This is a genomic window from Candidatus Dedyshia acidiphila, from assembly GCF_051025295.1.
In the GTDB taxonomy this organism is placed as follows: Bacteria; Acidobacteriota; Terriglobia; order Terriglobales; family Acidobacteriaceae; genus KBS-83.
Map to the genome: position 1 here is coordinate 91452 of NZ_JBMGJV010000011.1, position 11737 is coordinate 103188.

Consider the following 11737-nt stretch of genomic DNA (forward strand, 5'->3'; position numbering starts at 1 on the left):
GGATGCGGCGGAACATCTTCGACCTCTTTCTCTGCGGGCTGGCCGCGGCGCTGCTGCTATTGCCCGGCGTCGCCCTGGCGCAGAACGGGGACAACCCGGGCCTTACGCCTTCGACCGGCACCGGCAACATCGGCACGTCCACCCAGCAGGCGCCGGTGGGGCCGGCGAATGGCGTCGCGAACACGGGTGGCCTGACGCACGAAGAGCAGGCGGCGCCGGGCAGCGCAGTGAAGGAGCGCGGCGGCCTGACATTCCTCCCCGAGCTGAAGCCGACAGATGGCTCGACCACCGCGCCAGTGCGGCCGAAGCTGCCGCCTCAGGCGGGCGCGGTGACACTGGATCGCGCAGTCGCGGTGATCAATGGCGAGGTCATCCTGGCGAGCGATGTGCGGGAGCAGCAGCACTTTGCGGTGTTCGAGCCGGTGGGGGTGCCGAAAGGCGAGTTCACACCGCTCGAGGCGATGCAGCAGATTGTGAACAGGACACTGCTGCTGGAGCAAATGAGCGAGCAGCAACTTGCACAGCCGCCCTCGGACGAGGACGTGAACAAGCAGATTGCGGAGCTGCGCCGCCATATCCCGGGATGCAATCAGTGCGAGAGCGACGAGGGCTGGCGCAGCTTCCTGACCGCGCATGGCTACTCGGAGAAGGAGTTCCACCGCCGCTGGAAGGAGCGGATGCAGATCCTCAACTTCATCGGGGTGCGCTTTCGCATGGGCATCCGGATCGCGAAGCCTGAGATTGAGAAGTACTACCGCGAGACGCTGGTGCCGCAGTTCAATGCACGCAAGCTGCCGCCGCCGCCGCTGGCCAACGTGTCGTCGCGCATCGAAGAAGTGCTGCTGGAGCAGCACGTGAACGTGCTATTGACCGACTACCTGCGCAGCCTGAAGGATGCCGGAAGCGTGCAGATTCTCGATCCGGCTTACAACCAGCTCGGCACGCAGGGCGGCTCGGCGGGAACGACCACCACGACCGCGAGTGCGCCGACGACGACGCCAGAGACGCCTAGTGGAGGCGATCAGTGAGCACGCAGCCGGATCCGCCGATTCCACCCAGAGCGCGCCCGTCGCTCGCGCCCGCGCCTGTTGGCCGGGGAGCGCGACGGCATCGTGTGCTGCGTGTGCTCGGCATTCTCGCACTGGTGTTCGTGGTGCTGCTCGGGCTCGGGTTCTGGTACATCAACACGAACTCATTCGCGGGCATGGTGCGCACGAAGCTGATCCAGGCGCTGGGCGATGCGACGGGTGGCCGCGTGGAAGTGGCACGCTTTCGCTGGCATCCTCTCCGGCTGGATGCGGAAGTGGACGACCTCACCATCCATGGTCTCGAGGGTCCGGGAGAGGTACCGTATCTGCATGTCGACCGGCTGGAGGTGCAGGCGAAGATCATCGCGCTCTTCCAGGCAAAGTTCGGACTGCGGCTGCTCGAGGCGGATCATCCTGTCGCCCACCTGATCTTCTATCCGAATGGCACGACGAATCAGCCGACGCCGAAGACGAAGTCGACCAGCAACAAACCGGTGACGGACACGCTGTTCGACCTGGCGGTCGATCGCACCGCGCTGAACAACGGCATGCTGCTGCTGAATCAGCGAGCGCTGCCGTTCAATGTGGCGGCGAACAATATGTCCGCGACGGTGACCTATCGTGCGCAGCCGGAGAGCTACCTCGGCACGCTGCATATCGAGGACCTGACGGCGCAGCGCGGCCGCGCGCCAGCGGTGCGTTCCACGCTCGAGATGAATGTGGAGATGGCGCGCAACTCGGTCAAGCTGGACGGACTGCACTTCACCTCGGGCGCGTCGCGGCTCGATGCCTCGGGCGTGCTGAACGACTTTGCGGCGCAGCACTGGAACATCGGCGCGCAGGGCTCGATCGATCTGCGCGAGGTGGCCGACCTGGCGGCGGTGGAAGGACTGGGGCCCGGCGAGCTGGGACTCTCGATCAAGGGGCAGGGGGTGGCGGCGACGAGCTTCGATGTCACCGGCCACGTGGATGTGCGGAACGCCACGTACAAGACAGCGTCGCTGGCGCTGCGCGGCGTGAATGCGACGACGTCGCTGCGCGCGACCCAGGACCTGATCACGGCGCCGGACCTGAAGGTGCGGCTGCGGCAGGGCGGCGGGCTGGATGCGGACATCCGGGTGGCACACTATCTGCCGGCAGCCGCGCCGAGCACGCCGGCGGCTGCTGCCACTGCCGGGGTACCAGATAACAAGAAACCACCACAGGCACAGACAACGCCTGCCGCGAATCAGGACGCACAGATCCATGCGCGGGTCTTCGGCATCCGGCCCACGACCGTGTTTGAGATTATCGCGCTGCAGAAGTACGACAACCTCGGCTTCGACACCCAGGTGGACGGCACCGCAGACATTCGCTGGAAAGGTTCGCCGGCAGACCTGGTGGCAAGCACGAAGCTGAACCTGACGCCACCGCGGCCGCCGACGCCGAACGAGGTGCCGATGCGCGGCACCGTGGACGCGACGTATGCGATGCGCGGCGGCAAGCTCACTGCGCGGCAGGTAGAGCTGCACACGCCGGCAACGTTTGTCGGGGTGCGGGGGCAGGCGGCCTTCTCGCCGCTGACCGGGCCTACGTCGCTCAACATCGACTTCACCAATAGCAATCTGAACGAATTCAATCGAGCGCTCATTGCCTTGGGTGTGCAGTCGAAGGGCAAGAAGGGTGTGGCCGCCGTGCCGGTGCAATTGCATGGGCAGGCGGGGTTCCATGGCACGCTGACCGGGTCGCTGAAGGCGCCGGATGTGCGCGGGCACCTGAGCGCTCGTGACTTTGCCACTGTGATTGAGACACAAGCACAGGTGCCGCCAGTGCCGCAGCCGCGTGTGCCGGTGAGCGCGACCCCGCCGCATCCGCCGCCGCCCTCGCAGGGCACGCAGCAGACAGTGCAGTGGGACGACCTGGAAGCGGATGCGGAGTACAGCCCGGCGTTGATCTCCGTCAGCAACCTGTCGCTGACGCGGCAGAAGACGGCGATCCATGCCAGCGGGCAGTTGCACGCGGCGCGTACGCGGCATGGCCAGCTCGCGTTTAACAATCATTCGGCACTTTCCGCCGATGCGCGAATTGAGAACGCCAGCATTCCCGAACTGCTGTCGATTGCGGGAGAGAGCGTTCCCGTGACCGGCACCCTGAATCTGCAGGCGCACGCGGGCGGCACGCTGGACAGGCTGAACGGCGGCGGTCACCTCTCGGTGGCTGGCGGGGACATCTATGGCGAGCCGTACAAGAGCCTGAACACGGACTTGCGGTTTGCCGGGCAGACGCTCGGCATTACGAACCTGGCCTTGTTACAGAATGGTGGACGGCTGACCGGCGATGCGGATTACAACCTGGACGCGAAGAGCTTCCATGCCAACGTGCAGGGCAATGGCTTTGAGCTGGCGCATATCCAGAAGCTGCAGGGCAGCAACAAGGTAGGTGGCGCGCTGAAGTTCGATCTGCACGCAGCCGGCACGGCCGAGGCGCCGCAGGTGAACGGCACGCTGTCGCTGGCGCACCTCACGCTGAACGAGCAGAATGCCGGCGACGTGAATGCCGAGGTACACACCACCGGGCATACCGTCTTTCTGAACACGAAGGCGGGGCTGGCGCAGGCGCAGTTCAATGTGACTGGCCAGGTGGAGCTGGTCGGCGATTATCCGATGCAGGCCAGGCTCACCTTTGCGCAGTTGAACTTCGCGCCGGTGATGCAGTTGCTGAACGTGAACGGGGTGAAAGGCAGCTCGGACTTTGCCGGTGTGATCACGGTGCGCGGCCCGGCGAAGACGCCGAAGCGGCTGAGCGGCACAGCAGAGATCCAGCAGTTCCAGGCGACACTCGAAGGTCAGCCGCTGACGAGCAAGGGCCCCATTCGCGCTTCGCTCGCAAACGGCGTGCTGCGCCTCGACCAGTTGGAGATCGATGCCGAGGATACGAACCTGATTGCCGGCGGCACGGCGGATCTGTTCGGTGAGGGCGGTCTCGATGCCCAGGCGCATGGCTCGGTGAATGCGCGGCTGGCGCAGAGCTTCAGTCCGCAGTTGACCTCGTCCGGCCACGTCACCTTCAACCTCACCGCGCAGGGCGCGCTGAAGAAGCCAGACCTGCAGGGGCAGATCGTCTTCAACGACATCAACGTTGCCTACCAGGCGATTCCGAACGGGATCAGCCATCTGAACGGCTCGATGGTGTTCAGCCAGGACCGGCTCGAACTGCGAGACATGAAGGCGACCACGGGTGGCGGCCAGTTGCTGCTGGGCGGCTTCATCATCTACCAGCAGGGCGTGTACGCGGACATCACGGCGAATGCGAAGAGCACGCGCTTTCGCTTCGCGGGGCTGAGCACGACGACGGATGCGAACCTACGGCTGCAGGGCTCGACGAGCTCGCTGCTGCTGAGCGGCAATGTGCTGATCACCCGCTTCCTGGTGGGCGAGAATGTGGACTTTGCGGCGCTTGGCGGCTCGGGCGCGGTGTCTGCGCCGCCGGACCCGAATGCCTTTGGCAATCACCTGCGCCTGGATGTGCACATCACATCGGCGCCGCAGATGGACTTCCAGAACTCTTATGCGCAGATTGCGGGCAGCGTGAACCTGCGTATTCGCGGTACAGCGGCGCAGCCCGCCGTGCTGGGGCGCATCAACATCACCGATGGTAAAGCGACTTACAACGGCACCACCTACCAGTTACAGCACGGCGATATCTACTTCACGAACCCGGTGCGGATCGAGCCGGTCATTGACCTGGACGCGACGACGCGGATCGAGGACTACGACGTCACCATCGGGCTGCACGGAACTGCCGACAAGTTGACACCGACCTTCCGCTCCGAGCCGCCCTTGCCGGAGGCGGATGTGATCTCGCTGCTGGCGCAGGGGCGCACGCAAGAAGAGCAGTCCATCTACAGCACGCAGCAGCAAGCGGCGGGCGTGAACGGCACGACCAACGCGCTGCTGAGCGGCGCACTGAACGCGACCGTGAGCAATCGTATTCAGAAGCTGTTTGGCGTGGGCAGCGTCAAGATCGACCCGACGTATACCGGCTCTCTCGGCCAGTCGAGCGCACGTATTACGGTGACCCAGAACGTGGGCCAAAAGGTGCTGCTCACATATGCGACCAGCGTGAACGCGACGACTCAGCAGCTCATCCAGGCGCAGATTAACCTAAGTCCGACGCTCTCGATCACTGCAGTGCGGGATGAGGCGGATGTATTCAGCCTGCTTTTCAAGATACATAAGCGCTATCGTTAGCCCCGGGCAACGCGTCTTATAGCAGGAAGACCGCGCCGTGTTAGGCTCGGCGCGCTGCTTCCGATGCGTGCTCGCTCAGGCGAGCACGCCTGCAAGGAGAACGACATGCGCATCGCAACAACTCTTCTGGCGACCACGCTGCTGGCTGCCCCGCTTGCCGGCGCGGTTCTAACGCCGGCCGCTCACGCTGCGATCGAAGACTCGACCAAGAACGACAGCCAGATCCTCAAAGAGGTGCAAGGCAAGCTGAAGGGCTCGCGCTTTTCTGGCGTGCAGGCTTCGGTGCAGAGTGGAATTGCCACACTGACTGGTTCGGTGAAGGTTTACGCCGACAAGCAGGATGCGGAGAAGCGCATCGGCAAGGTGAAGAATCTGCAGTCGGTGGTAAACGACATTCAGGTGCAGAGCGGCGAAACCACAGACCAGCAGCTCGCGGACAAAATTGGCAAACAGCTGGCCTACGATCGCGTGGGTTACGGCAACGCGTTCAATGCGATCGAAGTCTCGGTGAACAACGGCGTGGCGACACTCAGCGGACACGCGCTGGGGCCGGTGGCGAAGAGCTCGGCACTCAACCTGGCCAGCCACACTCCAGGAGTCACAAATGTGGTGGACAAGATCCAGGTGGATCCGGTCTCGCCGATGGATGACGAGACGCGCGTTCGTGTCGCGCGGACGGTTTATGGCTATCCGTCACTCAACAAGTATGCGATCAATCCCGCGAATCCGATCCGGATCACGGTGGTGAACGGACACGTGATCCTCTCGGGCGTGGTCGATACCCAGGCCGACAAGGATGTTGCGGGCATCCAGGCGAACACCGTGCCCGGCGTTTTCAGCGTGACCAACAATCTGCAGGTCGCGAACGCCGGCAGCGAAAAGCGCTAGCTAGCAGAGAAGAGAACCTAGCTGAGCAAGCAGCGAAGAGGGAGATCGCGAGCAGGGATGGCCTGCCCTCTCTCCCTCTACTTTTCTCCCGCCCTTCGTTTGCACCCCGCTACTTGAACTGTCCTGCACGCTCGCCCTCCTCCGTCCTTCCCTGCTCAGTACACTGAAGAGAGCGGAAGGGAGGCAGGGCGTGGCAGCAGGCGGAGCAACGTGGGTGCGTCATCTGGGCACGACGCTCGAGATGATCAAGTGGGAGCACTCGATCTTCGCGCTACCCTTTGCGCTTACCGGTGCGGTGCTGGCTGCGGGTGGCTGGCCGCGGCTCCTGCCCTTGCTATGGATCGTTGTTTGCATGGTCACGGCGCGCTCCGCGGCGATGGCCTTCAATCGCTGGGCGGATGCGGAGCTGGACGCAGCAAATCCGCGCACGGCGAAGCGCGCGATTCCTGCCGGGCTGCTGTCGCGGAATTTTGTAGGCGGCTTTACTGCGTTGATGGCGGTGCTGTTCGTACTGGCCGCTGCGCAACTGAATCGTCTCACGCTGCTACTCTCGCCGGTCGCTTTGCTGATCGTGCTGGGCTACTCGTACATGAAGCGCTGGACGCGCTGGTCGCACCTGGTGCTGGGGCTCGCGCTGGGGATTGCGCCGGCCGCGGCGTGGATCGCGATTCGCGGCTCGCTCGATCCGCGCATCCTGGTGCTGACGGCGGCGGTGTTGTTCTGGGTCGCTGGATTCGACGTGCTCTACGCGTGCCAGGATGCGGAGCACGACCGGCGTGTTGGGCTACGTAGCCTACCCGCGGCGCTGGGGCTCTATCGCGCATTTGCGCTGGCGCGCATGATGCACGGCATCATGCTGCTGCTGCTGGCGTGGCTGTTGGTGCTGTTCGGGTTGGGCGAGGTGGCGTGGTGGGGACTGGCCGTGGTCACGTCGCTGCTGCTCTATGAGCACTCGATCGTGTCGCCGAAAGATATGCGGCGCATGGATGCGGCATTCTTCACGTTGAACGGCGTGATCTCAGTGCTGTTCTTCTTCTTCGTTGCTGCGGCCGTGATGATCTCGCACCGCATCTAGCTTTGCATTAGCTGCGGGGAGTTAGCTGCGAAACGCAGAAGGGGGTCGCGCCGTAGCGCAGACCCCCTTCGAGTCGAACGTCGTTGCGGACCTAAGCCCTGCGGCGGTCCTTGAAGTTATCGATCTTGTCGTTGACGCTTTCATTCGCATTGGTCACGTGATCGCTGACGGTTTCGCGGTTTGCGGCTGCATCGTCATGGGCATTGCTGCCGGTGGTCCGCGCCGCATCCTTTACGTTGCCCCAGGTCTCTTTCGCCGAGCCTTTCACCTGATCGGCAACACCTTCGTTTGCCAGATGATCATTGCCGACGGCATCGCCGACCTTCTGCTTCATCTTGCCGATTGCCTGGTCGAACTTGCCACTGATGCGATCGTTATCCAAGGGGATCTCCTTCCAGGAGTGTGCTGCGCGAACGGAAGGAAGGCCTCTCCTGGATCGGCCTGCCTTCGGGGTGGGAGGAATGGTGGCAAAGCAGCCGTTCCCGGGGGAACGGCTGCCTCAGGGGGACTTAGAGCTGTTGCCTAAACTGCAGTTCGTCGGCCGCTAATCAGCTGCCAGACCAGCACGATGACGGCGATCACCAGAACGATGTGGATCAACGCACCGACATGGAAGACGAGGAAGCCCAGCAGCCACAGCACAACCAATACTGCGAAAATCGTCCAAAGCATATTTGTCTTTCTCCTGACCAGAACTGCGCTTGGGTATAGCTCAGGAAGGCGGGTGTTGCTGTCTATACGACTGTGCGGCGTCCGCCGACGAGCTGCAGAATCAGCACGACGAGAGCGACCAGCAACAGGATGTGAATGTACGCACCCAAAACGTGGAAGCCCACAAAGCCCAGTAGCCACAGCACCAGCAGTACAACGAAGATTGTCCAGAGCATTTGATCTTTCTCCTTACCAGGAAAGCGCGCTTCGGTATGGTATGGTGCGCTTGGCGGCCAAGCGGTTGCCGTGCTCACGCCAAATAACTCCAGGTCCAAGAGGCTCATGAAGATAGCCATCCAGGGTGAACTGGGTTCATTCAGTCACCAGGCAGCGCTCGAGTTTGTTCCGCGTGCATCCATCGCTCCCTGCATGCTGTCGGCCGAAGCATTCGACCAGTTAGCCAAGGGCTATGTCGATGCCGTCGTTGTGCCCATCGAGAACACGCTGGCGGGTTCGGTGGTGGAGCACTTCGACCTGCTGCGCGAGCGGGCCGTCCACATCGAGCGGGAGACCCTGGTACGCATCCAGCACCACGTGATTGGTAACCGTGATAGCGACATTGAGTCAGTGCAGCGCGTCTACTCGCACCCGGTCGCGTTGGCGCAGTGCCGTGCCTTCTTCCGCGAGCACCCCGGGATCGAGCCGATGGCGTTCTATGACACAGCCGGCTCGGTGAAGCAGATTGTGCAGCTCCGGGACCGGCACTCGGCCGCGATCGCCGGCATCAAGGCAGCGGATCTCTACGGCGGGATCGTGTTGGTGCAGGGTGTCGAAGACGATCCGGCGAACTTCACGCGGTTCCTGATGGTGCGGGCCGATGGCGCCGCGGGCGTGGTCGAAGGAACGCAGAAGCTGAGTCTGTGCTGCGAACTCAACAACCGCCCGGGTGCGCTGGCAGAGGTGCTGACGACGATCGCAGGCGCCGGCGGCAATCTGTGCCTGCAGCAGTCGCGCCCGGTGCATGGGCGTCCCTGGCATTACCACTTCTTCCTCGATGTGCTGTTCCGTAGCGCCCCTGCGGCCGAGCGCCTGCTCGATCAGTTGCCGGGGCTGTGTACGCGCCTCAAGCTGCTGGGCAGCTACACGGCGGCCAGTGAGTTTGCGCAGCTCGCGGACGAACCGACCGGCGCCAGCCAGAGCCACTCTTCCTGACACTTGCGGGAAAGTTGCCTGGGAGGGCACCCGCATTCCCGCACCGCCGTAATGAGTGTTTCGCTGACGGGCTGCTCAGAAGCGGTCCGGATGCGTCATATTTCGCCGATAGGGTGAACAGGGCGGCAAAGGTCAGGGCATCCCACCTAGCAGAGACCGGCCGAGAACAGGCGGCGAAGGGATGGTGGGGAATTTGCGACCTTTGCAGATGTGATGCGTCCAATGTACACGAACTTGATAGAAGGACACTCATGGCTAGCGATTTTCTAAGCATCATCGAACCCTCCAACCGTCTGCAGCGCGAAGAGCGCGCCGCGTCGGACCAGGGGGGCCGGGTTCTCCCCATCCTGCCAGTCCGGGATACCGTGCTGTTTCCCCACGCCGTTCTCCCGCTGACCGTAGGACGCGAGAGCTCGATCCAGCTGATCCAGTCTCTGGGCGAGGAGAAGACGGTCGTCGTCGTGGCGCAGCGCGACGCCCGCGTGGACGCACCCCAACCCAGCGATCTACATTCCGTCGGCACCCTGGCGACCGTCCATAAGGTCGTCAAAATGCCCAACCAGAGCCTCTTTGTCTTTACCGAGGGCACCCAACGCGTGCGGCTGGGCGAATTCAATCAGTTTGAGCCGTTCATGACGGCATCGGTCGAGACGGTGCCGGACCTGGTCGCGCCCAAGGGCGCCGAGATGGAGGCGCTGCACCGCAACGTTACCTCGCAGTTCCAGCAGATCGTGAGCTCCTCGCCGACACTGTCGGACGAGTTGCAGACCATCGCGCTCAACATCGAAGACCCGGGCCGGCTGGTTGACTTCATCGCGTCGTCACTGCCGTTCCTGCCGACAACCGAGAAGCAGGAGCTGCTCGAGACGCCCGATGTCGTGGTCCGCATGGAGCGGGTCAACAAGCACCTGGCGAAGGAGCTCGAAGTTCAGCAGCTGCGCAACAAGATCCAGTCCGAGGTCCAGGACCAGGTGCAGCAGTCGCAGCGCGACTACTACCTGCGCGAGCAGATGAAGGCGATCCAGAAGGAACTCGGCGAAATGGACGAGGGCCAGAAGGATATCCAGGAGCTGCGCGACAAGATCGAAGCAGCCGGACTGCCGGAAGACGTGAAGAAGGAGGCGACCAAGGAGCTGAACCGCCTCTCCCGCATGTCGCCGATGGCGGCCGATTACTCGCTCACGCGCAACTACATCGAGTGGCTCGCGGTGCTGCCGTGGACCAAGAGCTCGGGCGGGGAAGTGGACATCACCAAGGCGAAGGAGATCCTCGACGAGGATCACTACGACCTGAAGAAGGTGAAGGACCGCATCCTCGACTACCTCAGCGTGCGCCGGCTGAAGCCGGACATGAAGGGGCCGATCCTGTGCTTTGTCGGACCTCCGGGCGTGGGCAAGACCTCGCTCGGCCGCTCGATCGCGCGCGCCCTGGGACGCAAGTTCCAGCGCATCTCGCTCGGCGGCATGCACGACGAGGCGGAAATCCGCGGCCATCGCCGCACTTACATCGGCGCACTGCCAGGGCAGATCATGCAGGCGCTGCGTCGTGCGGAGACCAACGATCCGGTGTTCATGCTGGACGAGATCGACAAGCTGGGCCGCGACTTCCGGGGTGATCCGGCGTCGGCGCTGCTCGAGACGCTCGATCCCGAGCAGAACAACACGTTCCGGGATAACTACCTCGACGTGCCGTTCGACCTGTCGAAGGTGCTGTTCATCTGCACGGCGAACATGCTCGATCCGATCCCGGAGCCGCTGCGTGACCGCATGGAGATCATCGACCTTTCCGGGTACACCGAAGAGGAGAAGGTCCACATCGCGTTCCGCTACCTGGTGCCGCGGCAGATCAAGGAGAACGGCATTCAGCCCGGCGAGGATGGCCGGCCGCTGATCGAGTTCCCGGACGAGAGTGTGCGATTCATCGTGCGCCACTACACGCGCGAAGCGGGTGTGCGCAAGCTGGAGCAGTTGATCGGCACGGTCTGCCGCAAGCAGGCGCGCCGTATCGCGGAGGGCAAGACGGAGACGCTGGTCGTCGATCGCGCGATCATCCACGAGTTCCTGGGCGGCATCAAGGTGCGCGTGGATACAGAGATTGCCGAGCGGACGCGGCGCTCTGGTGTCTCAGTCGGGCTGGCCTGGACGCCGGCGGGTGGCGATGTGCTGTTCATCGAAGCCAACCGGATGAAGGGCAAGGGCGGCTTCACGATGACCGGCCAGTTGGGCGACGTGATGCGGGAGTCGATGCAGGCCGCACTGACCTGGGTGCGCTCGAATGCGGGGCGTCTGGGGCTGACCGAGGACTTCACGGCGGAGCAGGACATCCACATCCACGTGCCGGCGGGCGCCATCCCCAAGGATGGTCCTTCGGCGGGCGTGGCGATGGCAACGGCCCTGGTCTCGCTGATGACGGACACACCGATTCATCCGCTGACCGCGATGACGGGCGAGATCACGCTGAGCGGCAATGTGCTGCCGGTTGGCGGCATCAAGGAGAAGTTCCTCGCGGCGAAGCGTGCTGGTGTGCTCGACGTGATCCTGCCGGCAGAAAACCGGCAGAACGTGGAGGAGGACCTGACGCCTGACCAGATCGATGGCGTGCGGATCCACTACGCGAACACGATCGAAGATGTGCTCGCCGTCGCGCTGCCGAAG

At 63.5% G+C, this 11737-nt stretch carries 9 protein-coding genes; 6 read left to right on the forward strand and 3 right to left on the reverse strand.

All coding sequences use genetic code 11. The features are described from left to right. Nucleotides 1-2 precede the first annotated feature (2 nt). The 4 genes from AC5IJH_RS06915 (at nt 3) to AC5IJH_RS06930 (ending at nt 7220) form a co-directional block, all read left to right on the forward strand. Nucleotides 3-1028 (forward strand): SurA N-terminal domain-containing protein, encoded by a 1026-nt coding sequence (locus AC5IJH_RS06915; RefSeq protein WP_491902076.1) that lies wholly within the window; start codon nt 3-5, stop codon nt 1026-1028. Beyond that, nucleotides 1025-5257 carry a translocation/assembly module TamB domain-containing protein gene (locus AC5IJH_RS06920; RefSeq protein WP_491902077.1) on the forward strand — a complete coding sequence of 1411 codons (4233 nt, stop codon included), beginning with the start codon at nt 1025-1027 and terminating at the stop codon, nt 5255-5257. The genes AC5IJH_RS06915 and AC5IJH_RS06920 overlap by 4 nt, the downstream gene beginning before the upstream one ends. Nucleotides 5258-5362: 105 nt before the next feature. After that, nucleotides 5363-6145: a BON domain-containing protein gene (locus AC5IJH_RS06925; RefSeq protein ID WP_491902078.1), complete on the forward strand. Its 783-nt coding sequence runs from the start codon at nt 5363-5365 to the stop codon at nt 6143-6145. A gap of 241 nt (nt 6146-6386) precedes the next feature. After that, on the forward strand, nt 6387-7220 hold the full coding sequence (locus tag AC5IJH_RS06930; protein WP_491902086.1) for a UbiA-like polyprenyltransferase: 834 nt from the start codon (nt 6387-6389) through the stop codon (nt 7218-7220). A gap of 91 nt (nt 7221-7311) precedes the next feature. Here AC5IJH_RS06930 and AC5IJH_RS06935 read toward each other — a convergent pair whose 3' ends face one another. From AC5IJH_RS06935 to AC5IJH_RS06945, 3 genes are all read right to left on the reverse strand, one after another. After that, the gene (locus AC5IJH_RS06935) at nt 7312-7602 is read right to left on the reverse strand and encodes a CsbD family protein (RefSeq protein ID WP_491902079.1); all 291 of its coding nucleotides are present in this window, start codon (nt 7600-7602) and stop codon (nt 7312-7314) included. A 140-nt stretch (nt 7603-7742) separates the two neighbouring features. Beyond that, entirely contained in the window at nt 7743-7892 is a 150-nt protein-coding gene (locus tag AC5IJH_RS06940; protein WP_491902080.1) for a lmo0937 family membrane protein, read from the reverse strand. Nucleotides 7893-7954: 62 nt separating this feature from the next. Next, nucleotides 7955-8107, reverse strand: a complete 153-nt coding sequence (locus AC5IJH_RS06945) for a lmo0937 family membrane protein (RefSeq protein WP_491902081.1) — start codon at nt 8105-8107, stop codon at nt 7955-7957. Between the two features lie 106 nt (nt 8108-8213). Here AC5IJH_RS06945 and AC5IJH_RS06950 point away from each other — a divergent pair, with 106 nt between their 5' ends. Then, a complete protein-coding gene (locus AC5IJH_RS06950) occupies nt 8214-9083 on the forward strand; it encodes a prephenate dehydratase (RefSeq protein WP_491902082.1) in 870 nt (289 codons plus the stop codon). Between the two features lie 251 nt (nt 9084-9334). Further along, nucleotides 9335-11737 (forward strand): endopeptidase La (gene lon, locus AC5IJH_RS06955; RefSeq protein ID WP_491902083.1); only part of this gene is annotated, 2403 nt, incomplete at its 3' end.